The 24,934-nt window shown below is 68.4% G+C and carries 21 protein-coding genes; 8 read left to right on the top strand and 13 right to left on the bottom strand.

The features are described 5' to 3' along the window. Positions 1-25: 25 nt before the first annotated feature. Both ACQW02_RS27675 and metC read right to left on the bottom strand, forming a co-directional pair. Positions 26-928 carry a VOC family protein gene (locus tag ACQW02_RS27675; RefSeq protein WP_431283134.1) on the bottom strand — a complete coding sequence of 301 codons (903 nt, stop codon included), beginning with the start codon at positions 926-928 and terminating at the stop codon, positions 26-28. Next, positions 925-2,115 (bottom strand): cystathionine beta-lyase, encoded by a 1,191-nt coding sequence (gene metC, locus ACQW02_RS27670; RefSeq protein WP_431283133.1) that lies wholly within the window; start codon positions 2,113-2,115, stop codon positions 925-927. Before metC ends, ACQW02_RS27675 begins: the two co-directional genes overlap by 4 nt. A gap of 243 nt (positions 2,116-2,358) precedes the next feature. On the opposite strand from metC, the gene ACQW02_RS27665 reads away from it, so the two are divergent. Together ACQW02_RS27665 and ACQW02_RS27660 are read left to right on the top strand one after the other, a co-directional pair. Next, positions 2,359-3,273, top strand: a complete 915-nt coding sequence (locus ACQW02_RS27665) for a LysR substrate-binding domain-containing protein (RefSeq protein ID WP_431283132.1) — start codon at positions 2,359-2,361, stop codon at positions 3,271-3,273. A 24-nt stretch (positions 3,274-3,297) separates the two neighbouring features. Further along, positions 3,298-4,635 (top strand): NAD(P)/FAD-dependent oxidoreductase, encoded by a 1,338-nt coding sequence (locus ACQW02_RS27660; RefSeq protein WP_431283131.1) that lies wholly within the window; start codon positions 3,298-3,300, stop codon positions 4,633-4,635. Here the strand turns inward: ACQW02_RS27660 and ACQW02_RS27655 are convergent. Genes ACQW02_RS27655 through ACQW02_RS27640 form a run of 4 tightly spaced genes read right to left on the bottom strand, consistent with a single transcriptional unit; the run spans position 4,632 to position 9,742 of the window. Further along, positions 4,632-6,641, bottom strand: a complete 2,010-nt coding sequence (locus ACQW02_RS27655) for a dipeptide ABC transporter ATP-binding protein (RefSeq protein WP_431283130.1) — start codon at positions 6,639-6,641, stop codon at positions 4,632-4,634. The genes ACQW02_RS27660 and ACQW02_RS27655 overlap by 4 nt on opposite strands. Next, positions 6,638-7,459, bottom strand: coding sequence for an ABC transporter permease (locus tag ACQW02_RS27650; protein ID WP_431283129.1), 822 nt, complete (start codon positions 7,457-7,459; stop codon positions 6,638-6,640). The genes ACQW02_RS27655 and ACQW02_RS27650 overlap by 4 nt, the downstream gene beginning before the upstream one ends. After that, positions 7,456-8,403, bottom strand: a complete 948-nt coding sequence (locus ACQW02_RS27645) for an ABC transporter permease (protein ID WP_431283128.1) — start codon at positions 8,401-8,403, stop codon at positions 7,456-7,458. The genes ACQW02_RS27650 and ACQW02_RS27645 overlap by 4 nt, the downstream gene beginning before the upstream one ends. Before the next feature lie 7 nt (positions 8,404-8,410). Next, positions 8,411-9,742 carry an NAD(P)/FAD-dependent oxidoreductase gene (locus ACQW02_RS27640; protein WP_431283127.1) on the bottom strand — a complete coding sequence of 444 codons (1,332 nt, stop codon included), beginning with the start codon at positions 9,740-9,742 and terminating at the stop codon, positions 8,411-8,413. A 181-nt stretch (positions 9,743-9,923) separates the two neighbouring features. Between ACQW02_RS27640 and ACQW02_RS27635 the strand changes: the two genes are divergently transcribed. Next, positions 9,924-12,158 carry a molybdopterin-dependent oxidoreductase gene (locus ACQW02_RS27635; RefSeq protein WP_431283126.1) on the top strand — a complete coding sequence of 745 codons (2,235 nt, stop codon included), beginning with the start codon at positions 9,924-9,926 and terminating at the stop codon, positions 12,156-12,158. Here ACQW02_RS27635 and ACQW02_RS27630 read toward each other — a convergent pair. Genes ACQW02_RS27630 through ACQW02_RS27620 form a run of 3 tightly spaced genes read right to left on the bottom strand, consistent with a single transcriptional unit; the run spans position 12,155 to position 14,759 of the window. After that, positions 12,155-12,994, bottom strand: a complete 840-nt coding sequence (locus ACQW02_RS27630) for a sulfurtransferase (RefSeq protein WP_431283125.1) — start codon at positions 12,992-12,994, stop codon at positions 12,155-12,157. The genes ACQW02_RS27635 and ACQW02_RS27630 overlap by 4 nt on opposite strands. Next, positions 12,991-13,500: a hypothetical protein gene (locus ACQW02_RS27625; protein ID WP_431283124.1), complete on the bottom strand. Its 510-nt coding sequence runs from the start codon at positions 13,498-13,500 to the stop codon at positions 12,991-12,993. The genes ACQW02_RS27630 and ACQW02_RS27625 overlap by 4 nt, the downstream gene beginning before the upstream one ends. Then, the gene (locus ACQW02_RS27620; RefSeq protein WP_431283123.1) at positions 13,497-14,759 is read right to left on the bottom strand and encodes a 3-isopropylmalate dehydratase large subunit; all 1,263 of its coding nucleotides are present in this window, start codon (positions 14,757-14,759) and stop codon (positions 13,497-13,499) included. The genes ACQW02_RS27625 and ACQW02_RS27620 overlap by 4 nt, the downstream gene beginning before the upstream one ends. A 127-nt stretch (positions 14,760-14,886) precedes the next feature. On the opposite strand from ACQW02_RS27620, the gene ACQW02_RS27615 reads away from it, so the two are divergent. Further along, positions 14,887-16,422 carry an ABC transporter substrate-binding protein gene (locus tag ACQW02_RS27615; RefSeq protein WP_431283122.1) on the top strand — a complete coding sequence of 512 codons (1,536 nt, stop codon included), beginning with the start codon at positions 14,887-14,889 and terminating at the stop codon, positions 16,420-16,422. 59 nt (positions 16,423-16,481) lie between these two features. Next, positions 16,482-17,387 carry a dienelactone hydrolase family protein gene (locus ACQW02_RS27610; RefSeq protein WP_431283121.1) on the top strand — a complete coding sequence of 302 codons (906 nt, stop codon included), beginning with the start codon at positions 16,482-16,484 and terminating at the stop codon, positions 17,385-17,387. On the opposite strand, the gene ACQW02_RS27605 is transcribed toward ACQW02_RS27610, so the two are convergent. Together ACQW02_RS27605 and ACQW02_RS27600 are read right to left on the bottom strand one after the other, a co-directional pair. Then, positions 17,384-18,214 (bottom strand): hypothetical protein, encoded by an 831-nt coding sequence (locus ACQW02_RS27605; protein WP_431283120.1) that lies wholly within the window; start codon positions 18,212-18,214, stop codon positions 17,384-17,386. The genes ACQW02_RS27610 and ACQW02_RS27605 overlap by 4 nt on opposite strands. Next, positions 18,211-19,653 (bottom strand): hypothetical protein, encoded by a 1,443-nt coding sequence (locus tag ACQW02_RS27600; protein ID WP_431283119.1) that lies wholly within the window; start codon positions 19,651-19,653, stop codon positions 18,211-18,213. The genes ACQW02_RS27605 and ACQW02_RS27600 overlap by 4 nt, the downstream gene beginning before the upstream one ends. 155 nt (positions 19,654-19,808) lie before the next feature. Here ACQW02_RS27600 and ACQW02_RS27595 point away from each other — a divergent pair, with 155 nt between their 5' ends. Genes ACQW02_RS27595 through ACQW02_RS27585 form a run of 3 tightly spaced genes read left to right on the top strand, consistent with a single transcriptional unit; the run spans position 19,809 to position 22,781 of the window. Further along, entirely contained in the window at positions 19,809-20,780 is a 972-nt protein-coding gene (locus ACQW02_RS27595) for a tripartite tricarboxylate transporter substrate binding protein (RefSeq protein WP_431283118.1), read from the top strand. Further along, positions 20,777-21,259, top strand: coding sequence for a tripartite tricarboxylate transporter TctB family protein (locus ACQW02_RS27590; RefSeq protein WP_431283117.1), 483 nt, complete (start codon positions 20,777-20,779; stop codon positions 21,257-21,259). Before ACQW02_RS27595 ends, ACQW02_RS27590 begins: the two co-directional genes overlap by 4 nt. Positions 21,260-21,263: 4 nt before the next feature. Next, complete coding sequence (locus ACQW02_RS27585) at positions 21,264-22,781, top strand: tripartite tricarboxylate transporter permease (protein ID WP_431283116.1); 1,518 nt, start codon at positions 21,264-21,266, stop codon at positions 22,779-22,781. On the opposite strand, the gene ACQW02_RS27580 is transcribed toward ACQW02_RS27585, so the two are convergent. Together ACQW02_RS27580 and rho are read right to left on the bottom strand one after the other, a co-directional pair. Next, positions 22,756-23,295 carry an HD domain-containing protein gene (locus tag ACQW02_RS27580; RefSeq protein ID WP_431283115.1) on the bottom strand — a complete coding sequence of 180 codons (540 nt, stop codon included), beginning with the start codon at positions 23,293-23,295 and terminating at the stop codon, positions 22,756-22,758. The two genes, ACQW02_RS27585 and ACQW02_RS27580, sit on opposite strands and share 26 nt — an antisense overlap. Positions 23,296-23,382: 87 nt before the next feature. Continuing rightward, on the bottom strand, positions 23,383-24,657 hold the full coding sequence (rho, locus tag ACQW02_RS27575) for a transcription termination factor Rho (RefSeq protein WP_431283114.1): 1,275 nt from the start codon (positions 24,655-24,657) through the stop codon (positions 23,383-23,385). Positions 24,658-24,934 lie beyond the last annotated feature (277 nt).

The raw sequence follows: 24,934 nt of genomic DNA, 5'->3' as shown, positions 1-24,934 counted from the left end.
CCTCGCCAGAGAAGATCGCGCCGGATCATCGCCAGGCGGGCACGCCGTCCGGGCCGCGGAAGACGATGACGCCGCCCAGCGTCGGGCCACCGTCCACGGCGACGCAGCCGACGCCGGCCGGGCGCGTCACGACGCCGTTTTGTGCCAACAGGCGTTCCAAGGTGTCGAGGTCGGCGACCTTCACCACATGCGCGACCAGGCAGGGCAAGGGCGGTAGCGGCGCGAAGACCCCGGCGGCGGCCAGAGGCAGCAAGGTGAAGCGGCCGCGCGCGAAATCCAGCGCCAGGCCCTGGCCGGCCGGGGCGGCGGCGACGCCGGTGAAGCGGGTGAAGCGCTGCGCGGATTCGGCCGGGTCGGGGACCACGGCCACGACCTCATCCACGCCGATCGCGCCATTGGCGTGGTCGAGCCAGCGTGGCTGGAAGACCAGCGGCGGGGTTTCCTGCAGCACCAGCGGCATGCGGGCTTCCGGGAAATGATCGCGCGGGGTGACGACGACGGTGAAGCGGGCCAGGCCCTCGCCATCTTCGGTGCCGATCATGCGCTGGGTGCGATGGAGCACGGCGGGGCCGAGGCCCGCGGCTTCGAGGCGCGCAGCCTCACGCGCCGGGTCCAGCGTGCCCAGCGCCATCAGGTGCAGCCCGACATGCCGCGCCAGCCCGGCGCGGAAGGCGACCACGGCGGGGCGGGGTTCGTCGGTGATGGCGCCGGTGATCTCCAGATAGCCTTCGCGCAGCATGACGCAGCGATTGGCCATGCCGGTTTCGGCCAGCGGCGTGCCGCCCAACTGGTTCGATTGCGGCGTGAGCTGGAACCCCAACTGTTCCAACCGCGCCTTGGCGGCGTCGAGATTGGGCACGCTATGTGCCACATGGTCGTGCCACACATCGCCCGGCACGACGCCGTCGGGAATGCCGATCACGGTCATGCCGCGGTCCCCGCATCGGCCATCACGGTGCGCAGCAGCGAAAAACCGTCTTCCAGGTCGGCGATCAGGTCGCGCGGGTCTTCCAGCCCGGCGTGCAGGCGGATCGATGGCCCGTCATAGGGCCAGGGCGTCAGCGGATGCACCTTGCGCGGGTTGGTCGGCAGCATGAGGCTTTCGAAGCCGCCCCAGGAAAAGCCGATCCCGAAGTAGCGGCGATGATCGACCAGGGCGGCGATGGCGGCCTCGGAGATGCCGGGGTGGAAGACCGCGCCGAAGAGGCCGCTGGTGCCGCGGAAATCGCGCTTCCACAGCGTATGGCCGGGGGAGCCTGGCAGGGCGGGGTGCAGCACCGCCGCGACCTCCGGCTGCTGTTGCAGCCAGCGGGCCAGTTGCAGCCCGGTTTCCTGGTGGCGCGGCATGCGGGCCGAGAGCGTGCGCAGCCCGCGCAAGGTCAGGTAGGCATCATCCGGCCCGACGCAGGTGCCGAGGCGCATGGCCTGGGACTTGATCGCGGGGAAGACCGCGTCGGTGCAGATGATGGCGCCCATCTCGCAGTCGGAATGCCCGACGATGTATTTCGTCGCGGCTTGCAGCGAGACATCGACGCCGTGGTCGAAGGGGCGGAAATACAGCGGCGTCGCCCAGGTATTGTCGAGCATCACGATGACGCCCTTGGCATGGGCCGCCGCGGCGATGGCGGGAATGTCCTGCACCTCGAAACTGTGGGAGCCGGGGGATTCGCAGAGGATGGCCTTGGTTTCCGGCCGGATGAGTGTGGCGATATCCGCGCCCATCGACGGCGGGTAGTAGGTCACCGCGACACCGAACCGCTGGAGCGTATGGGTCAGGAAGATGCGCGCCGGATCATAGACCGTGTCCACCACCAGCAGATGATCGCCCGCCTGCACCACGGCCATCAGCGCGATCGCGATCGCCGACATGCCGGAGGGACAGGCGATGGCGCGGTCACCGCCCTCGATGGCGGCCAGGGCTTCTTCCAGCGCGAAGGTGGAGGGCGTGCCGTTGCGGCCATAGACGAAGTTTTTCGCCGTGTCCTGCTGGGCGATGCGCATGTCGGCCAGCGAGGGAAAGAGCACGGTGGAGGCGTGATAGACGGGCGGGTTCACCACCCCGGCCTTCTTGGCCAGGCCTCGGCCGGTGGTTGCGAGCAGCGTGTCGGTCCGCATGTCGGTCCTCTCCTGCCCGCGCGGGAGGAGCGGGTCCGGGCGGGAGGTTATGAAATACGATTTTCGTGGTCAACGGCCATTATAAATATCTTGATGTTATGTGTGAGGGGATTAGGTTGCTCCCCATGTGCAGGTTCAACCCCCCGCCCCGCGCGGCCGCATGGTGACGGATCGCCACCAATGAGGCATGGCGCGGCCTACCGTAACGGGGGCGAGACAGATGAGCAGACGGAACAGGCAGCCATGACCCGGCTGAACGCACGCCAGATCGAGGCGTTCCGCGCCGTCATGCAGCTTGGCAACATGACCAAGGCCGCGGAGATCCTGCAGATCTCGCAGCCCGCCGTCAGCCGCCTGATCGCCGATTTGCAGGAGACGGTGGGCTACACGCTCTTCACCCGCCGGCGCCACGGCACCGTGCCGACCGAGGATGCGCGCCGCCTGTTGTCGGATGTCGAGAGTGTGTTCATCGGGCTGGATGAACTCAGCCGCCGCGCGCATGCCATTCGCGACCTGGAGGCGGGCGAGATCCGCATCGCGGCGGTCAGCCTCTATGGCAATGGCTTGCTGCCGCAGATCATCGCGGCCTTCTTCAAGAAGCATCCCGGGCTGACCATCCGGCTGGAGATCTCGCCGCATGACCAGGTGGTGGATTGGCTGGTGTCGCGGCGCTGCGACCTCGGGCTGACGAGCCTGCCGGCGCATAGTGGCGAGTTGGATGTGGACCGGCTGTCCGCGCGCCCGTTGCTCTGCGTGCTGCCTGCGGATCATCCGCTGACGGCCAAGCCCTTGATCCAGGCGAGTGACCTGGATGGGATCGATTTCGTCAGCTTCCCGCGCGATTCCGCCAGCCGCTACCAGATCGACGCGATCTTCGAGCGCGCCGGCGTGCGGCGGGTGATGCGGATCGAATCGGGCACGCATGAATCGGTCTGCAACCTGGTGGCGGCGGGGGTCGGGGTGTCGGTGATCAGCCCGTTTTCGCCGCACCTGCATGGCAATCCGCGCCTGGCCTTTCGCCCGTTCCAGCCCTTGATGACGATCGAGATCGCGTTGTTGAGCGATGCCGAGCGCCTGTCGGTCGCCGCCCGCGCCTTCCACAGTTTCGTCGTGGATTGGTTCCGCCAATACCCGTCCGGCGATCCACATTCGACCTGACCCAGCCAGGAAAGTTCTTTCCGCATGTCTTCTCCGCCCGTCACGCCGGTCCAGTCGGACACGATCCTGCCCGAGCGCGTGGAGGTCGTGATCGTCGGCGGTGGCATCGTCGGTGCCTGCACAGCGTTGTTCCTGGCGCGGAAGGGCGTGCGGGTCGCGGTCTGCGAGAAGGGCTATATCGGCGGCGAGCAATCCAGCCGGAACTGGGGCTGGTGCCGCAAGATGGGCCGCGACTATCGCGAGATGCCCTTGATCATCGAAAGCATGCGCCTGTGGGAAGGCATGGACGCGATGAGCGAGGGCCAGACCGGCTTTCGCCATGGCGGCGGCACCACCTACTTCACCGATGATGCGGCGCAGATGGAGCGCTACATCGGCTGGCTGGACAATGTGAGCCAGTACCAGATCGACACCAAGGTGTTGAGCGGTTCCGAGCTGGCGCGCATGTTCCCGGGCAGCGCCCGTCCCTGGGTCGGCGGGCTGCATACGGCCAGCGATGGCATGGCCGAGCCCGGGCTGGCCACATCCGCCATCGTCGAAGGCGCGCGCAAACTGGGCGCCGCGATCTTCACCAATACCGCCGTGCGCGGGGTCGAGACCAAGGCCGGCCGCGTCTGCACCGTGGTGACCGAGAAGGGGCGCATCGATTGCGATAGCGTCGTCGTCGCCGGCGGCGGCTGGTCCAGCCTGTTCCTGCGCAACCTCGGCATCCGGCTGCCGCAGTTGAAGGTGCTGGCGAACGTGATGCGCACGGCGCCGATCGAGGATGGCCCGCAGGGCTGCGGGTCGGGACCGGGCTTCGGCTTCCGCAAAAGGCTTGATGGTGGCTACAATGTCTCGATGCGTTCGGCGCATCCGGTGGATATCGTGCCGGATAGTTTCCGCTTCCTCGGGGATTTCCGGCAGGCGTTGAGCAGTGAGCGCAAGGCCATGCGCTTCCGCATCGGCAAGCGGTCGTTCCAGGAGGCTTTGATGCCGTCGCGCTGGTCGCTCGACAGCAAGACCAGTTTCGAGAAGTACCGGACCCTGGACCCGACCCCGGCCGACGACATCCTGGACCAGGCTGGCCGCAACATCGGCGCGATCTTCCCGGCCATGGCGAAGATGAAGGTGCTGGAGAAGACGGCCGGCTTCGTCGATGTGACGCCCGATGCGATCCCGGTGATTTCACCGGTCGAGACGATGCCGGGGCTCTATGTTTCCACTGGCTATTCGGGTCATGGCTTTGGCATCGCGCCTGGTGCGGGCCGGTTGATGGCGCAGATGATCACGGGCGACCAGCCGCTGGTCGATCCCGCGCCCTATCGGTTCAGCCGGTTCTCCGACGGGTCGAAGATCGTCCACTGGCCGATGGGGTTCTAGGCCTCGACCACCATCGCGGATTGCTTGGCCTGCAGCACGTCGATCGGGATGTGGCAGGCCAGGCCGTGGCCTGCCCCCGCCGGGCGCCACGGCGGGGCTTCCTGTTCGCAGATGCTGCCGAGTTTGCGCGGGCAGCGGGTGTGGAAGACGCAGCCCTGTTTCGCTGCGACCGGACGGCCCTGAAGTCGTAGCCGGGCATGGTCGGGGGCTGCGTCGTGGCGCGGAATCGCGGCGACCAGGGCTTCGGTATAGGGGTGGTGCGGGGCGGCAAACACCTGTTCGGGCTTGCCGTGTTCCACCGCTATCCCACCATAGAGGATCGTGACGGTATCAGCGATGTTGCGAACGACGCCGAGGTCGTGGGTGATGAACAGATAGCTGGTGCCGGTGCGCGCCTGCAACGCCGCGAGTTCGTTCAGCACCGAGGCCTGCACGGAAATATCCAGCGCCGAGGTCGGTTCGTCGCAGATCACCAGCCGCGGATTGGCGGCGAAGGCGCGGGCGATGCCGACGCGCTGTTTCTCGCCACCCGAGAGTTCGCGGGGATAGCGCTGGAGGAAACGCTCGCCCAGTTTCACGGCGTCGAGCAATTCCAGGATGCGGGCGCGCAGCGCTGCGCCGCTGAGCCCTTGGTACAGGCGCAGCGGCCGCCCGATGGTGTCGCCCACGGTCCAGCGCGGGTTCAGCGCCGATTCCGGGTTCTGGAAGACGAATTGCACGGCCTGCTGATCGGCCCGGCTGCGGCGTTCGACTTTTGGGGCCAGGTGCCTGCCGTCAAGCTGCATGCCGCCGCCATCGGCCGGCAGCAGCCCAGCGACGCATTGCGCCAGGGTCGATTTGCCGGAACCGCTTTCGCCGACCAGCGCGTGGGTCTCGCCGGCGCCGATGGACAGCGACACGCCATCCAGCGCGCGCACGGGGTCGGGTCGCGGCAGGAAGGGCAGCGCCGCGCTGCGGCCATACCATTTGCGCAGGTCCTGCAAATCCAGGCGCGGCACGGCGGTGGCCCTGGCGGCGCGATCGACCGTGGGGATCGGCGGCAGCGGTGGTGCGGTGACGGTGTCGCGAAAATGGCAGCGGCTGGCATGGCCCGTCGCGACATCGTCCAGCGCGGGGCGTGTGGTGCAGATGTCGGTGGCGAAGCCGCAGCGGGGCGCGAAAATGCAGCCGGACGGGACCTGGCGCAGGTCGGGCAGGCGGCCGGGGATGGTGGCCAGGCTGGTGCGGGCGGCTTCGGGACGCGGCAGGGCCTGCATCAAGCCGATGGTATAGGGGTGACGCGGGCGGCGCAGGACCTCCTGCGCCGTGCCCTGTTCGACGAATTCGCCGCCATAGAGCACGCCGACGCGGTCGCAGACCTGGCCGACCACGGCCAGGTTGTGGCTGATGAACAGCACGGCGGCCCCGATCTCCCGCCGCAGAACGCGGATCAGGTCGAGGATCACCGCCTCGGTCGTCACGTCCAGGCCGGTGGTCGGTTCGTCCATGATCAGCAGCGCGGGGCGGCAGGCGATGGCCATGGCGATGACGACGCGTTGCTGTTGCCCGCCCGAAAGTTGATGCGGGTAGCGGCGGGCCATTTCGGCCGGGCGCGGCAATTCGACCTGGTCGAGCAATGCGACCGCGCGCTGCCAGGCGGCGTCACGGGCCAGGCCGGTGTGGCGGCGCAGCGCCTCGGCGATCTGTTCGCCGACGCGGATGAGCGGATTCAGCGCGCTCATCGGGTCCTGGTAGACCATGGCCATGCTGGCGCCGCGGATCACCGCCAGACGCTTTTGCGGCATCGCGAGCAGGTCTTCGCCTTGCAGCGCCATGCGGTCGGCACGCACGGCACCGCCCCGCAGGTGGCGCATCAGCGCGAAGGCGACGGTGGATTTGCCCGATCCGGATTCGCCGATCAGCCCCAGCGCCTCACCCGGCGCGATGCTGAAGGAAATGTCGCGCACGGCCTTCAGCGGGCCGTAGTCGACCGAGAGGTTCTGGACCTCCAGCACCGGCGTGGTCATCGGCCGCGATCTCCACCCGGCAGGGCCAGGCGTTTACGAAGGCGTTCGCCCAGAAGCACCGTACCGATGGCGGTCAGCGACACGGCCAGGCAGGGGAAGATCACCAGCCAGGGCGCGATCTGCAGGAAGGGCTGGCCATCGCGCACCATCAGGCCCCAGGCCGGGGTCGGCGGCGTCGCGCCGATGCCGAGGAATGCGAGGGCGGCGGCCATCAGGATCCCCGATGTGACGCGCAGGCTGAGGTCGATGGTCACGATGCTCCAGACATTCGGCAGCAGTTCACGCAGCAGGATGAACAGGCGGGATTCGCCCCGCGACCGCGCCGCCTGCACGAAGGCGCGGCGCGCGACTTCGGTGACCACGCTGCGGATCAGGCGCGCGGAACGCGGCCAGAAGACCAGCGCCAGTGCCGTGATGACGTTGATCGGATGCGGCCCCAGCATCACCACCACCAGCATCGACAGGATCAGCCCCGGGAACGACATCAGCGCGTCCATCACGCGCATCACGGCCTCGTCCACGACGCCACCAAAATAGCCGGCGACCAATCCGGTCACGGCGCCCAGGAGCACGCCTACGATGGCGGCGCCGACCGCGACCAGCAGGGTTGGCCGGGTGCCGCTGATGACGCGGCTGAAGATGTCGCGGCCGAATTCATCGGTGCCGAACAGGAAGGCGCGGCTCGGGCCCTCCAGCGAATGCAGCGGGTGGAATTCGGTCGGCGGATAGGGCGCCAGCGCCTCGCCGAACAGGATCAACCCCACGATCGTCAGCAGGAACAGCAGCGCCGCGAGATCGCCGGCGGGGACACGCTTCACGACTGGTTCCTCAGGCGCGGGTCGAGCAGGATGCAGGCGACATCGGCCAGGAGGTTGCCGACGCCATAGGCGAGCGCCACGACCAGCACGGTGATCTGCACCACGGGGATGTCGCGATGGCTGACGGCATTGACCAGCATTTCACCGACGCCGGCATAGGCGAACAGCGTTTCCACCACGACGATGCCGCCGAGCAGGTAGCCGATATGCATGCCGATCTCGGTCAGCGTTGGCAGCATGACGTTGGGCAGTGCGTGCTTCAGCACGACGACCCAGCCCGGCAGGCCCTTGAGAACGGCGGTGCGGACATAGGCGCTGTCGAGCGCCACGATCATGCCGCCGCGGGTGATCTGGCTGAGATGCGCCAGCATGCCCAGAACCAGCACGGCGACCGGCAGGACCAGCGCCTCGGGGTGCGACAGGGGGTTGGCGTCGGGTTCCATCAGGCTGGACCCCGGCAGCACCGGCCAGAGGATGCTGAACACCAGGATCGCGGTCAGCCCCGTGACGTATTCGGGCAGCGAGAAGCACAGCACCGCCAGGCCGGAGATGACGCGATCGACCCAGCCGCCAGGCTTCAACGCCGCGACGACGCCGATGCCGATGGCCAAGGGGGCCGCGATGGCCAGGGTGATTCCCGCCAGGATCGCGGAATTGCCGAGGCGGCCGAAGAGCATTCCGGCAATCGGCTGCTGATAGGTCAGCGAGGTGCCGAGGTCCCCCTGCAACAACCCGCCGATCCAGTGTTGGTAACGCTGTACCAAGGGCAGGTTCAGCCCCATGCGTTCACGCAGCGCCACGACCTGCTCCGGCGTGCCGAGATCGCCCAGGATCGCCTGTGCGACGTCGCCCGGCAGCACGTTCACGATGCAGAACGTCAGCACGGAGACGATGAACAGGACCAGCACGAGCAGCCCGACACGTCGCAGCAGGAGAGCCGTCAACTGCATCCTACAGACCGATCGGCCAATGTTCGATCTTCGAGCCATCGGAGAAACGGCTGAAGCGGAAGGGCGTGGGATCGACGCAGGGCGTTTCGCCCGTCACCAGTTCCGCCATCAACTGCCCCGCACCCGGGCCGATGCCGAAGCCATGGCCGGAATAACCGCAGGAGAGGAAGAAGCCGGGCTTTTCCGGCACTGCCGAGATCACCGGAATGGCGTCGGGCGTCACGTCGATCAGCCCGCCGATGCGTTCCACGACCTGCGCCTTGGCGAGCGCCGGGAAGATCCCGTCGATGCTGCGGCGCGCCGCGTCCAGCACCTTCTTGCCGGGGGTCGGCGAATAGGTGCGGTAGCGTTCGAAGGGCGTCTTCTGGTCGGGCTTCCAGCTCGTGCGCATGAACAGCTCCTCGATGCTGCGGCGGCCGATGCGCAGGTGCAGCGACTTGCGTTCGTTGCCGAGGGCCTGCTGGAAATCCTTCATGTAGCGGAAGCTGTCGGGGACGATGTCCACGGGATGCGCCGCCCGCATGGACATGTTGTAGCCGCCGTCCAGCCGCTTGCGGAAGCCGAATCCACGGCCCGAGCCGCAGCCCTGCAAACCGGCCTCGATCGGCGCGGTGCGCATGACCTGCGACAGCAGTTTGAGTTGCGGCAGGCGCAGGCCGAGGTTCCGCATGAACAGGCCGGACCAGCCGCCGCCGGCGAGCACAACACTGGTGCAGGCGATGCGGCCGCGTTCGGTGAAGACCCCGCTGACGCGGCCATTGGTCATGTCCAGGCTGCGCACGGCGGTGTTGGTGTAGATCTTCGCACCTCGCTTGCGCGCGGCCTTGGCGATGGCGACGGTGGCCAGCGTGGGCTCGGCCATGCCGTCGCTCGCGGTATGCATGCCGCCGACGAACTGCTTGGTGCTGCCGGGGGCGAGGGCCATCGCCTCGGCGGCCGAGATGGCGCGGGAGTCAATCTGGAACTTCGCGACCGCCTCCATCCAGGCGGTGTAGCGTGCGATATCAGCGTCGGTATCGGCGAAGTAGGTGATGCCGGTGACGCGAAAACCCGTCTCGGCTTCGGTGGCTTCGTTCAACCCGGCCCAGATCCGCATGGCGCGGATCATCAGCGGCATTTCGCGCGGGTCGCGGCCCATCTTGCGGACCCAGCCCCAGTTCCGGCCGGATTGTTCGCCGGCGATCACGCCCTTTTCGCACAAGGCCACGGTCAAGCCGCGCTGGACCAGTTCGAAGGCGGTGCTGGCGCCCATGATGCCGCCGCCGATGACGACGACATCCACCTTGGCGGGCAATTCCTTGTCCGACGAGACCAGTTCGATGCCATCAACCATTCGGCCAAAACCCCTTTTCGCGGCACTATGACGGGGAGGCTACGGGTCGCCTGACATAATAGCTAGACATTTTATGTTGGTATTTTACGCATGATTCTACATGATACGAGCCGTTGCCGCGCCGGAGTGCACAAGCTTGCCCAGGATCCTGCGATCTGCCTCCCATTGGGGCGCCTTCCGCATGCAGACGCGGGACGGGCGGCTGACCGGCGTCACGCCCTTCGAACATGATCCGCACCCGACCCCGCTGATCGAGGCCTGGCCCGAGATGCTGACGCATGAATTGCGCGTGGCGACCCCGGTCGTGCGCCGTGGCTGGCTGGCCGGCGACGGCGGTGCCGCGCGGGGCGACGACAGCTTCGTCCAGGTCGGCTGGGACAGGGCATTGGACCTGGTGGCCGGCGAATTGACGCGGGTGCGGGCGGAGCACGGCCACCAGGCCGTTTTCGGCGGCTCCTACGGCTGGTCCAGCGCGGGCAGGCTTCACCACGCCCGCAGCCTGGTGCACCGGTTCCTGGGGCTCGGAGGCGGGTTTACGGGGCAGGTCACGAATTACAGCTACGGGGCGGCCATGGCCTTCCTGCCGCGCATCCTGGGCACGCCGGATGGGATCGGCGCGGCGCTGACCTCCTGGCACGGGATTGCGACGGAGGGCGAGGTGCTGCTGGCCTTTGGTGGCATCGCGGCGAAGAACTGGGAGGTGCAGTCCGGCGGCTTTGGCATGCACCAGCATCCGACGCGCATGGCGGAACTCGCGGCGGGCCGGCTGCGGATGGTGAATATCTCGCCGCTGGCCAGCGATTTTCCCAGCGCCGAATGGTTGCCGATCCGGCCATGCACGGATTCCGCACTGGTGATGGCGCTGACGCAGTCGGTGATCGCCGCGGGGCGTTTTGATCGCGCGCTTGTGGAGCGCCTGGCGACGGGGTTCGACCGCTACGCCGCCTATCTGGCTGGCGAGGTCGATGGCATCGCGAAGACGCCTGAATGGGCGGCCGGGATCACGGGTATTCCTGCCGTGGAAATCGAGGCCCTGGCGCAATGCCTGCCCGGCAAGCGCGTCATGCTGACCGCGGCCTGGAGCCTGCAACGCGCACGGCATGGCGAGCAGGTCTATTGGGCGATCATCGCGCTGGCGGCGGTGCTGGGGCAGATCGGGCTGCCTGGGGGCGGCTTCGCCTTCGGCTATGGGTCGTCCAACGGCATGGGCAATCCGCGCTACGACACGCCGCTGTCGGGCATGCCGGCGGTGAAGAATCCGGTCGGGATCAACATCCCCGTCGCACGCATCGCCGACCTGCTGCTGCATCCGGGCGAGACGATTCGTTTCAACGGGCGCGACGTCACCTACCCTGACACGCGGCTGGTCTATTGGGCCGGCGGCAATCCCTTCCACCATCACCAGGACCTGAACCGCCTGCGCCGCGCGTTTCGGCGGCCGGAAACGGTGATCGTGCATGAGCCCTGGTGGACCGCGACGGCGCGCCACGCGGATATCGTGCTGCCCGCGACGACGCCGCTGGAGCGCAACGACATCGGCGGATCGTCGCGCGATCCCTTCCTGCTGGCGATGCACCAGGGCGTTCAGCCGGTGGGCGAGGCGCGCAACGACATGTCGATTTTTGTCAGCCTGGCGGAACGACTCGGCTTTGCCGATGCCTTCACCGAGGGCCGCGACGAGGATGCCTGGCTGCGCCACATCTGGGCGCGGTCGCGCGCGTCGCTGGCCGCGCGGGGAATCGAGGCGCCCGCGTTCGATGCCTTCTGGGAACAAGGCTTTTTCCGCGTGCCGGAGCCGCAGCGCGACTTTACGATGTTCGAGGATTTCCGCACCGACCCGGTCGCCCATCCGATGGCGACACCATCGGGCCGGATGGAGATTTTCTCGCCCTCGGTCGCCGCCATGGATGATCCGGAACAGCCCGGGCATCCCGTCTGGCTGGACCCGGAGGAATGGCTTGGCGCCTCCAGCGCCAAGAACCATCCGCTGCATTTGCTGACACCGCAGCCCGCGCGGCGCCTACATGGCCAGATGGAAGCCAGCAGCCATAGCCGCGCCGGCAAGCGGAACGACCGCGAGGTGATGCAGATCCATCCACATGACGCGAACGCGCGCGGCATCGCGACGGGCGACATCGTGCGCCTGTTCAATGATCGCGGTGCCTGCCTGGCCAGTGCCGAGGTCACGCCGAGCATCCTGCGCGGCGTGATCACCTTGCCGACGGGGGCCGCCTTCGATCCGATGGATGCGACCAGCGACCGCAGCAGCAATCCGAATGTGCTGACCCTGGACAAGGGGACGTCCAGCCTCGGCCAGGGCTGCTCGGCGCAGTCTTGCCTGGTCGAGGTGGAACGCTTCGACGCGGCGCTGCCCCGCGTGCGGGCCTTCGAGCCGCCGGAGATCGCCGGGACTTAATCCACGGTGGCGGGCAGGTCGCGGCGCATGCCCCATTCTTCCCAGGACCCGTCGTAGATCGGGCAAGGCTCCCGCCCCGTCACGGCCAGCGCCAGCGACAGGATGCAGGCGGTGACGCCGGAGCCGCAGGTGGCGATGATCGGCGCGTCGATGGCGACGCCGTGGGCTGCGATGATGGCCTCGATCTCGGCGGCGGGCTTGAAGGTGGCGTCGGCGTTCAGCAGGTCCCGCTGCGACAGGTTCACCGCGCCGGGGATATGGCCGTCGCGCACGCCGGGGTATTGCGCGGCGGTGCTGCCGTGGAAACTGGCGGCGGGGCGCACGTCGATCAATTGCTCGACGTGGCTGTCGATGTTGGCCAGCACCTGCTGCCAGTTGCGCACCGCATCGGCGGGTGGGCGTTGCGGCCAAGTGGTCGGCGGCAGGGGTTTGGGTGGGCCGCTTTCGATGCGGCCGCCGGCGCGGATCCAGGCAGGCAACCCGCCCTCCATGACCGACACGCGGGCGTGGCCAAAGCTGCGGAACAGCCACCAGACGCGGGCCGCGCTGTACATGCCGACCGAATCATAGACGACCAGATGCGCGTCGGGCCGCAGGCCGAGTTTGCCGACCTCTTCGGCAAAGATGTCCGGCGGCGGCATCATGCGCCCCGGCGGGCCGGGGATGCGCGCCGCCACGGTGTCGATGTCCAGATGCACGGCACCGGGGATGCGCTGGGCGATGTAGTCGGCGACGGCGTCGCGGCCCTGCACCGGCAGGTGCCAAGAGCCGTCGATGATCTGGACGTCCGGGGCAGCCGCAAGCCATGCGGCGCTGACGACGGGGGGCACGGTCATGCGGGTTTCTCCGTGGGTTTTTGGGGCGGTGAGACCAGCCCTTCGCGTTCCAGCAGCGGTAGGATGCCACCGCCTTGCATGAGGTCCAGCAATTCCGCCGGCACCGGCAGGATGGGCAGCTTTCGGCCGGGCGTGTGGACCTGCAGGGCGGCGATGTCGATGGTCACGACGCTGCCCTCCGCGAGGGCGGTGATGCCAGGGCATTCCAGGGCCAGAAGCCCGTAGCTGACGCAGTTGCGGAAGAACAAGCCGTTCAGGCTTTCAGCCAGCACGCAGGCGATGCCGAGATGCCGCAGCGGCTGCGGCGCGGGGCGCGACGAACCCAGGCCAAAGTTGCGGCCGCCGATCAGCACGTCGCCGGGCTGGACCAGATTTGGCCAGCCGGGGCGCAGGCCTTCGAACACCGCTGCCGCCTGGGCCGTGATGTCGCGGAACAGCACGCGCGTCGGCATCATCTGGTCGGTATCGACATCATCGCCAAAGACCCAGGCGCGGCCGGTGATCATGCGAAAATCCGGCGCGGGTCGGCGATGACCCCGGCGATGGCGGAGGCCGCGACCGTTGCCGGCGAGCCCATGAAAATGCGGGCCGAGGCGTCGCCCATGCGGCCCTTGAAATTGCGGGTGCTGGCGGTGATGCAGACCTCGTCGGGGCCGAGCACGCCCAAATGCATCCCGGCGCAGGCGCCGCAGGTGGCATTGGTGACGATGGCGCCGGCTTCCGACAGGGTCGCGACATATCCCGCGGCCAGGGCGGCGCGGAACACCGCCTGTGTCGCGGGGGTGACGATCAGCCGCACGCCAGGCGCCACGCGATGGCCATCGAGCAGGCGCGCGGCCTCGGCCAAATCGTCCAACCCGCCATTGGCGCAGGAACCGATGAAGGCTTGGTCGATGCGCTGGCCGGCGACGTCGCTGACCGGCACGGTATTCTGGAGCACCCGGTCCGGCCGGGCGACCAGCGGGGTCAGTTGGTCGAGGCGGATCGTGCGGCGTGCCGAATAGGTCGCGTCGGGATCAGGGTTCACCGCGACAAACCTGTCGTCCGTGCGGGCGCGGCAGAACGTTTCCAGCCGCGCATCCGCTTCGCAGATGACGAAGTCCGCGCCGAGTTCGGCGCCCATCGCGCAGAGGGTGCGGCGTGCCTCGATGCCGAAACCCGCCAGCGCTTCGCCGCCATATTCCACGTTCTGCCCGACATGCCCGCCATAGGTGCCGGCGATGTGCAGGAACAGATCCTTGGCGGAAACGCCGGGCGCCAGTGCGCCCACAAGATCGTAGCGGATCGTTTCGCCCATGCGGAACCAACTGCGCCCGGTGGTGATGGCATGCAGCAGGTCGAGGAAGGGGACCGCCCGCGCCGCGCAGTTCATCGCCCCCGACGCGCAACTGTGGGAATCGCTGCACACCAGCAGCGACCCCGGCAACGCATGGGCGAAATCCACCAGCAGCGCATGGCTGATGCCGCCATCGCGGCCGACATCGTGGAAGCGCTTGATCCCGAATGCGGCGACGAAGGCGCGGCCCATCGCATGCGCGCGTGCGGCGGCGATGTTGGGGGTTGGGACCTCGTGATCGAAGGCGACGACGACACGGTCGGGGTCGGCGACGCGCAGGATGCGGCGACCGTCCATGCCGCCCAGGAGTGAAAACCCGGTGTCGAGGATGACGCTGCGGTCCACCGTCACCGCGACAGTGTCGCCAGGTGCCACGCTGGCACGCCCGGCGGCGCGCGCGACGATCTTCTCGGCGATGGTTTGCCCCAAGGCGCGCGCCCCTCATATATAAGATCGATGGGATAATGCTGCGCCATGGAATACTCAATTGCAATATCATAAGCCCTTCCGCTAGGCTGGCCGCAGCGGCCGGGACCGGCCTGACAGGAGAGCTTCGATGCAGGATTTCTCAGCCGCCTTCGGTCGTCGCCAGGCCTTGCTGGGCGGTGCGGCCGTCGGGTTGATCGGCGGTGGCGCGGCCCAGGCCCAGGCCCAGGCAACCCCGCGTCGCGGCGGGATCCTGCGCATCGCATCGCCGGATGCGCCGGATACGCTGGACCCGCAGGCCTCGGCCTCCGGCCCCGGGTTCCAGGCGGGCTATCTGGTCTTCGACAATCTGACGGCGCTGGATGCCAATGACCTGGCGATTCCGCAGTTGGCCACAAGCTGGGAAGCCGTTGGCGGCGACACGCGCAACTGGGTGTTCGAACTGCGCCAGGGCGTGAAATTCCATCACGGGACGGAATTCACCTCCGCCGACGTAGTCGCGACGATCGAGCGTGCGCAGGACCCCGCCGGCGGGCGCCCGTCGACCGGCACCTTCGGCCCGATCGCCTCGATCACCGCCGAAGGCCGTTATCGCGTGCGCTTCACCATGAGCCAGCCCTTCGCGGAACTGCCGGTGCTGCTGGCCAATGAATTCGGCCGCATGCTGCCTGCCGACAAGTTGGACACGCTGCGCAACGCGCCCTCCGGCACCGGCCCCTTCAAGTTCGAGAACTACCAGCCGGGTGCCAGCCTGAGCTTCGTGCGCAACCCGGATTACTGGATGCCGGGCATCCCGTACCTCGACGGTGTGCGCATGGTCATTATCCGTGAGGCGATGGCCCAGCAGGCGTCGCTGCGCGCCGGTGCCGTGGACATCATCACGCGGCTGTCGCCGGAAGCGATGCTGGTGCTGCGGGCAGTGCCGACGATCAAGCCCTTCGCCATCGCCACCGGCAACTACCATTGCGTGACGATGCAGGCGAACCAGCCGCCCTTCGACAATCCCAAGGTGCGTGAGGCGTTCAAGTTCCTGCTCGACCGGCAGCCGTTGTTCACCGCGGCGCTGTTCGGCCAGGGCAGCCTGGGCAATGACATCCAGATCCCGCCGTCCAGCCCCTATCTGCCGACGCTGCCGGACCACCGCCAGGATTTGCCACGGGCCAGGCGGCTGCTGGATGAATCCGGCGTGGGGCGCATCGACCTCGACATCTTCACCACCAGCGACCGTCCGCCGGCGCCGAAGATCGCGCTGGCCTTGTCGGAAGCGGCATCGAAGATCGGCGTCACGCTGCGGGTGCGCGACATTCCCTATACGGAATACGTGGCGAATGTGATGCGCAAGCGACCGCTCTACACCAGTTCGCTGGGGGCGGCGCCGACCTTGTTCCAGATGGTCTATCGCTACCAGCACACCGACAGCCCCTACAACTACGGCCGCGAGGGCACGCCGGAGCGCAATGCCCTACTGGACCGCATGGTGGCCGAGGGCGACTTCGACCGCCGCAAGGCGCTGGTCGCGGAGATCATGACCGATGTGCAGCGCACGGGCGAACGCATCGTGCCGTATTTCATGCCCTATCTCTGCGCGACGTCGCTGAAGGTGAACGCCTTCGTGCCGCCACGCTATGCGGTGATCGACGTGCGCGGCATCTGGTTGTCGGCATAACGGTTGCCAATCGGCTTGGCGCATCGTTACCCTCGGCGCATCGCGGAGGGAACGCATCGATGTCCGACCACCTGCAAGCCGCGCCCGACGCATTGACGCCGGGCGACATCGACCAGCGTATCTACGATCTTTATGACGAATACTGCCATGGGGGGATCGACCGGCGCGCCTTCCTGGCGCGGGCGGCGGTGTTGACCGTGGGGGGCCTGGCCATGGCGCAGGCCCTGCTGCCGCGCTACGCCCAGGCGCAGACGATCTCCTTCACCGATCCGCGGATCAAGGCGCGCTACGTGTCCTACCCCTCGCCGGGCGGGTCATCCGGCACGATGCGCGGATACCTGGTGCAGCCGGCCGGGACCGGCCCGTTTCCCGCCGTGCTGGTGATCCACGAAAACCGTGGCCTGAACCCCTATATCGAGGACGTGGCCCGGCGCGCGGCGGTCGAGGGGTTTGTCGCCCTGGCCCCCGACGGCTTGGCGCCGGTCGGCGGCTATCCCGGCAATGACGATGACGGGCGGGCGCTGCAACAGGGGCTGGACCAGGCCAAGCTGCGCACCGACATGATCAACAGCGCGCGCTACCTGAAGGCGCATGAACTCTCCTCCGGCAAGCTTGGCGCCACGGGTTTCTGCTGGGGCGGCGGCATGACCAATATCCTGGCCGCGACCCTGGGCGCCGAGATGCAGGCGGGCGTACCCTTCTACGGCGCTGCCCCGCAGGCGGCGTCGATCCCCGCCATCAAGGCCGCCTTGCAGATGCAATATGCGGCGAATGATGCGGGCATCAACGCCATGTGGCCGGGGTTCGAGGCGGGGCTGAAGACCAGCGGCGCGCCGTATGAGATGCACCTCTATCCCGGCACGCAGCACGGTTTCCACAACAACTCCACGCCACGGTATGACGAGGCGGCGGCGAAGCTTGCCTGGGACCGCACCATCGCCTTCTTCAAGCAGAAACTCGCTTAGCGCGAGCCCATCATTCCCTCGATCAGGCTGCGCAGGAAGCCGGCGCCGTCGGTCACCGTTTCGGTGCGGAACGGGCGCCCGGCGGCATCGCCCACGACCATTGGCAGGGCGCCGCGATCCTGGCGCAGTTCCGCGACCGACAGTTTCCCGTCGCCATCGTAGTCCAGGCTGCCGACCAGGGCATGCGCCGCGAGCAAGCCGCTGATGGCGCCGGCGGCATTGGCGGCCGCCAGGGTTTCACCATCGCCGCCTTCCTGGGCCGCCATCACCCAGGCGGCGCCGCGCAGCAGGCGGGCGATTTCGGCGGTTCCCAGCGCGCCGTCGCCCGATACATCGCCGACCGCGACCAGCGCCGCGATACAGGCGTCGGCCGGGCCGGTGCAGGCGGCCTCCAGCCGTTCCAGCGCGCCGAGGAAGGCCAGCCCCTCCCCATGCATCGCCGCGAACGCGGCCGGTTGGCCGGGGCAGCGGCGCCAGGTTTCCGTGGCCGCTTCACCCGGCAGGCGGTCGTCGCGGGTCTTGGCCGAGGGCGCGGCCGTCACCAGCCCCTCCCCTTCCGCGCGCAGCGCCAGGCGTGGCGCCTCGGCGCCACGGCCGGTGCCGATGGTCCAGGGGGCGCGGTCGCGGATTTCGACGAAGCGCAGCATCCGCGCGGCGCCCTCCATCGGCAGGGTGACGGCGGCGCGCGGGGTGACGAAGAGCATCGATTCCGGCGCCGTGCAGTCGGGGCCGAACCAGGCGCCGCGCAGCGGTTCCGGCACACCGGCCGGGGTTTGCGCGACGGCGGGTGCCGCCAGCAACAGGGCGCTCAGGACGTATCGGATCATGGCAGGCTCACCTCCAGGCCGGCGCAGAGGTCGAGCGCGGGTCGCGCCACCTCCTGCCCATCGCGGAACACGGCCACCAGGTCGGCAGTGCAGCCGGACCCCGGTGGTGGACGGATATCGAAGGAGTCTCCGGCGCCCAGAATCGCGGCGCCAAGCCGGTCGGGGCCGCGCGCCGAACCCGGCGCGCCGGTGAAGACTTCGACAATGGGCAGCGAACCCGCATTGCGCAGGCGGATGCTGCCGGCGCTGGGCGGGTCCGTGGGCGCGGGGTCGCCACCGGCGCCGTCGGCCAGGTCCTCGGCGATGGTCCAGCCGGGACGGACCACGACAATCGGGATGGCGCAGGCATCGACCGCGCGGCGCTCCTCGGCGCCGCCATTCGGGAAGACCACGCGCAGGTCCAGTTCGCAGCCGGCGACCAGGGTGATCAGGCGGCGCTGGCCGATGTCGAGCGCGGCCGAGTCCAGCCGGTTGGGGCCCCAGTCGTCGCTGTCGGCGGCGGCGGCATAGGCTTCCTGGAACGGGGCGCCGTGGCGGTTCACCAGGGTCACCGATTGTTCGGCCCGGCGCGGCAGGCTGCTGCCGTCGAAGGCGATCTGGCGGGTGGTGCAGACATCGACGGCCGGCAGGGTTTCGGCGCCGCCGCCCTCGTATTCAGCGCGCAATTCGATCACGCATTCCCGCGCGCGGATGGTCATGCGGAAGGATTCGCCGGGGCCCAGGGTGGCGGCACCCAGGCGGTCGGGGCCGGGGCGCGCGGCACCCGGCGGGGCGGCGAAGACGCGCTGGATGGAGGTGGGGCTGTCGTTGGCGACCTCGACCTCCCGCCGCGGGATGGTGGGGTCGCCGAAGCCGATGCGGGGCGTGCGGCAGAGGTCGGCGCGGTCGCGGCGTTCCTCGCTGTCGTCCTCGAAGACTGCTATGACGTCGAAGACGCAATCGCGGGTGCGGCCCAGGCGCAGGCGCCAGGTGGCGCCGGCCAGGACGACCTCCGCCCCCAGTCGGTCCGGCCCGCGATCGCGTGCGCCGGGCGGGGTGACAAAGAGGCCACGCAGCAGCAGTTCGGTGTCGTTGGTCAGCGTCGCCTCGCGCAGCGGCGCGTTGGGGTCGCCGAAGGTGACGCGGGTCACGTTGCACAGGTCGATGTTGCGCCGTTCCAGCACGCTATTGTCCATGAACACGCCACGCAGGTCGAAGCGGCAGCCCAGGTCGCGCGCGATGCGCAGCCGCCAGGTTCCGCCGGGCGGGATGGTATCGGCGCCCAGTCGGTCGGTGCTGTCAGGACCGGTTCCGGCGGGCGAGGCGAAAAATTCGCGCATGGTCAGCCCGGTCTCGTTCTGGATCACCGCCAGCCGGTCAGCCCCGCGCGTTTGCGCGAAACCCGGGCCGGGCAAGGCGGCCAGGACCACTGAGAAAAAGCACGCAAGCCTGTGGCGCATGGGCAGTCTCCGCTACCGCAGATTGCGGTGGGTCGGGGGAAGCGCGCAAGCGCGGTGGGGCGGTGTTTGCCGCCAATGCCATGACGGGCTTATCATTTCGTCAACGAGGAACGCGCGCGGCCACGGGGCCACGCCCAGGATAAGGTCCGACCAGCATGACCCGTCGCCGCACGCTGCTTGCCGCGAGCATCGCAGCCCCCGCCGCCTTTGCCTTTTCCCCCCAGGCGTGGGCGCAGCAGCGCTTTGCCAGCATGTTCGTCTTCGTGCCCGCGGGGCCTGGCGGCGGCTGGGACGGGCTGGGCCGCGCGATCGAACAGGTGTCGCGCCAGACCGGCATGGTCGGCAGTTTCCAGTTCGAGAATGTCGGCGGCGCCGGCGGCACCGTCGGCCTGCCGCGCTTCGTCGGCCAGCGTCGCGGCCGGGCGGATGCGATCTTTGTCGCGGGCGCGGTGATGGTCGGCGCGGTGCTGGCCAACCGTTCGCCGATCGGGCTGAAGGATGTGGTGCCGCTGGCGCGCATGACGACGGAGCCCGGCGTGATCGTGGTCCCGGCCAATTCCGACCTGCAGAACATCGGCCAGTTGCTGGCGGCCTATCGCAGCGCCCCCGGCGCGGTCGCGACCGGCGGCGGCAGCGCGGGCGGTATCGACCACATCACCCTGGGGTTGATCCTGAAGTCGCTGGGCCGTTCGGCGCGTGAGGCATCCTACGTCGCCTTCGCCGGCGGTGGCCCGGCCCAGGCGGCGCTGCTGGGGGCGCAGGTGCGGGCCGGGATTTCCGGCGTGTCGGAGTTTTCCGAACAGATCCGGTCCGGCCGGTTGCGCGCGCTGGCGACGACGGGCGACACCCGCAGCCTGCCGGATGTCCCGACGTTGAAGGAAAGCGGCGTCAATGTCGTGATCGGCAACTGGCGTGGCGTGTTCGGCGCGCCGGGGATCAATCCGGCGCAGCGCGAGGCGCTGGTCGCCTACCTGACCGCGCTGAACGCGACGCCGCAATGGACCGAGTTGCTGTCGACGCGCGGCTGGGACAATGCCTTCCTGGCGGGCGCGGATTTCGACGCCTTCCTGCGCAGCGATGAAGCCGACACGCTGGCCGTGCTGCGCGAAATCGGCCTCGCGTCGTGACCACGCGGCCCGTCGGCGCCGACCTGGGCGCGGGCGCCTTTGTCGTCGCGCTCGGCGGGCTGACCTTGTGGCAGACGCTGGTGGTGCCGGCGTCGCCGCTCTACGGCCAGGTCGGGCCGACCTTGGTGCCCTATCTGGTGGCGTCGCTGCTGATCGTGCTGGGCCTGGGGCTCTGCGTCGCCGCGCTGCGGGGTGGCTGGAGCCATGAGCTGGACGACATGCAGCACCCGCCGCCGACCAATTGGCGGGCGCTGGGGCTGTTGCTGGCGGGGCTTGTCGCCAACCTCGCCCTGATCGAATGGCTGGGGTTCATCATCGCCGCCTCGGTGCAATTCACCCTGGTCGCGGCGGCCTTTGGCAGCACGCGGCTGCTGCGTGACCTGGGTATCGGCATCGCCGTGTGCCTGACCGCCTATCTGATGTTTTCGCGGCTGCTGGGGGTCAATATCGGCGCCGGCATCCTGGACGGGATCCTGTAGCGCCATGGAAAGCCTCGGCAACCTGATGGGGGGTTTTGCGAATGCGCTGACCCTGGCGAATTTGGGCTGGGCGATGCTGGGGTGCTTTCTTGGCACGGCGATCGGCGTGTTGCCGGGGATCGGGCCGGCGCTGACCATCGCGCTGTTGTTGCCGATCACCTACCAGGTCAGTGCGACGGGGGCCTTCATCCTGTTCTGCGGCGTGTTCTATGGCGCGATGTATGGCGGCAGCACGACGTCGATCCTGTTGAACACGCCGGGGGAATCGGGGTCGATCATCACATCGCTCGAAGGGGCGAAGATGGCCAAGAACGGCCGGGCGGGGCCGGCGCTGGCGACGGCGGCGGTGGGGTCGTTCGTCGCGGGGACCATCGGCACCCTGGGGATCACCTTCCTGGGGCCGGTGGTGGTCGAATACGCGCTGCTGCTGGGGCCGGCCGAGTATTTCTGCCTGATGGTGCTGTGCTTCGTGACCGTGTCGGCGGTGCTGGGCGGGTCGGCGCTGCGGGGGCTGACGTCGCTGGCGGCGGGGCTGATGCTGGGGCTGGTCGGGATCGACCTGCAGACCGGCCAGCCGCGGCTGACCTTTGGCATCCCGGAATTGCTGGACGGGGTGAATGTCGTGCTGGTGGCGGTGGCGTTGTTCGCCGTGGGCGAGACGCTTTACCTCGCGTGGCGGCATGTCGAGGGCAAGCAGGTCGTGCTGCCCGTCGGCAAGCTGATGCTGTCGAAGGAAGATTGGAAACGCAGCATCGGCCCCTGGCTGCGCGGGGCAGGAATCGGCTTTCCCTTTGGCGTGATGCCGGCGGGCGGCACCGAGATGCCGACCATGCTGTCGTATTACATGGAGCGGAACCTCGTCTCCCCCGAACACCGCGCCGAATTCGGCACGACCGGCGCCATCGAGGGCGTGGCGGGGCCGGAGGCCGCGAACAACGCCGCGGCCGCCGGTATTCTCGTGCCGATGCTGACCTTGGGGCTGCCGACCTCGGCGACGGCCGCGATCATGCTCTCGGCCTTCCAATCCTATGGCATCCAGCCGGGGCCGATGCTGTTCACGCAGCAGGCGGACCTGGTCTGGACGCTGATCGCCAGCCTGTTCATCGCCAATGTGATGCTGGTGGTGCTGAACCTGCCGCTGGTCGGGCTGTGGGTGCGGATCCTGAAGGTGCCGACGCCGCAATTGTATGCCGGCATCCTGGTCTTCGCGACCATCGGCACCTACGGCATCAGCAACAGCGTGATGGATCTGATCCTGCTCTATGGCATCGGGATCGTGGCGATGTTCATGCGGCGGTTCGACTTCCCGACCGCGCCGGTGGTGATCGGCATGATCCTGGGGCCGATGGCCGAACAGGCGCTGCGCCAGGCGCTGGTGATCAGCCAGGGCGATTGGACGACCTTCCTGACGCGGCCGATCTCGGCGGTGCTGCTGGCCGTGGCGGTGATCGCGCTGGTCGGGCCGCGGATCTGGAGTCTTGCCGCGCGGCGCCGCGTCAGTCCCGCGCCGCCAGCGCCCTGAGCGCGTCGCGGTAGGTCGCGTCGAACAAGGCATCGAGCGCGGGGTTCACGCCGCGCAGCCCGACCGCGACGCGACCCGCCCAGCCGACGTATTCCACCATGCGCGCATGCGGCCAGCCCTTGGGCGGGGCCGCGGCGATGGCGCGCAGGTTGGAGATCTTGTCGGCCAGCTTCAGCATTTTTGCCGCGTCGGTCTTCTTCGGCGCGTTGCGGACCTGCAGGGCCTTGCGGGTTTCCTTCGGCAGGGATTTGTCGTCCGTCGCCTCGGCCACCACATCGGCCACGTCGGTGCCGAATTCGGCGACCAGGCGTTCGTGGGTGATGGGGTCGGGGTCTTCGTCGCTGTCCTCGACCGTGTCGTGCAGCAAACCAGCCAGGATCGCGATGCGGGGGGCGCCGGCTTCGGCCAGGATCGCCGCGACCTCGATCACGTGGTTGACGTAGGGCTCGCCGGCTTCGCCCTTGCGGGTGTGCGTCGCGTGGACGCGGGCGGCGAAGAGCGTCGCGCGAAGCAATTCGGCGGGCGAGACGGTTGGGCTTTGGGTGGTAATCTTGGGGTCTCCCGATTGTCGGGCGGCGCGGGCGCGCCGCCCGTGTTGAGGTCAGGTGTTCATCGCGTCGAAGAAGTCCTGGTTGGTCTTGGAATACTTCAGCTTGTCGAGCAGGAATTCCATCGAATCCTGCGTGCCCATCGGGTTCAGGATGCGGCGCAGCACCCACATCTTCGACAGGCTGCCGCGATCGACCAGCAGTTCTTCCTTGCGCGTGCCGGACTTGGTGATGTCGATGGCGGGGAAGACGCGCTTGTCGGACAGCTTGCGGTCCAGGATGATTTCGCTGTTACCGGTGCCCTTGAACTCTTCGAAAATCACCTCGTCCATGCGCGAACCCGTGTCGATCAGCGCGGTGGCGATGATGGTCAGCGAGCCACCTTCCTCGATGTTCCGCGCGGCACCAAAAAAGCGCTTGGGGCGTTGCAGGGCGTTGGCGTCCACGCCGCCGGTCAGCACCTTGCCCGAGGAGGGCACGACCGAGTTATAGGCTCGGCCAAGCCGGGTGATGCTGTCCAGCAGGATGACCACGTCGCGCTTGTGCTCGACCAGGCGCTTGGCCTTTTCCAGCACCATTTCCGTGACCTGCACGTGGCGGGTCGCCGGTTCGTCGAAGGTGCTGGCCACGACTTCGCCGCGCACGGTGCGGGCCATGTCGGTGACTTCTTCCGGCCGTTCGTCGATCAGCAGCACCATGAGGAAGACCTCGGGGTGGTTGGCGCTGATGGATTTGGCGATGTTCTGCAGCATCACGGTCTTGCCGGTGCGCGGCGGGGCGACGATCAGGGCGCGCTGGCCCATGCCGATGGGGGCGACCAGGTCGATCACGCGATGCGTGTTGTCCTTGCCGGGGCCCTTGGCGACGCTCTCGATCTCGGCGTTTTCCATGCGCAGGCGGCGCGTGGGGTAGAGCGGGGTCAGGTTGTCGAAGTTGATGCGGTGCTTCAGCGCGTCGGGCTGTTCGAAATTGACCGTGTTGACCTTCAGCAGCGCGAAGTAGCGTTCGCCGTCCTTGGGGGCGCGGATCTGGCCCTCCACCGTGTCGCCGGTGCGGAGGGAGAAGCGGCGGACCTGGGCGGGGCTGACGTAGATGTCGTCGGGGCCGGGCAGGAAGTTCGCCTGGGGGCTACGGAGATAGCCAAAGCCGTCAGGGAGAATTTCGAGGGTGCCATCGCCGTGGATGGCCTGGTCGTTCTCCGCCAACGTCTTGAGGATGGCGAACATCATGTCCTGCTTGCGCAGCGCTGACGCCCCCTCGATCTGGAGATGTTCGGCGAAGGCCAGGAGATCGGCCGGGGATTTCGCCTTGAGTTCGGAAAGATGCATGGACGCGTCCGGTATCGGAGGGGGGATCGCGGGGGGCCTTCCCATGGACCGGCATCAGGAGCCCGGGCGGGCTGTGCCGATCGTCATGCTGGTGGCGGCACGGAAAACGGCCGGCCAGCAAGGTCCCGCAGAAGGAGGAGGGTGGCGCGGCGAAACGGCCGTGCCCGAGGAAGCACTTCGCACATAGGCGCCATGCGCCGCCGCGTCAACGGCGGGGCGGTTCCGATTCGGGCGGAGGTGGCGGCGGGTCGGCGCGTTCCCGGGCCTGGGCCTTGCG

It is taken from the genome of Humitalea sp. 24SJ18S-53, assembly GCF_050632385.1.
Taxonomy (GTDB): domain Bacteria; phylum Pseudomonadota; class Alphaproteobacteria; order Acetobacterales; family Acetobacteraceae; genus Humitalea.
The sequence above is the reverse complement of the archived record's forward strand: the minus strand, read 5'-3'. Positions and strand labels throughout refer to the sequence as shown.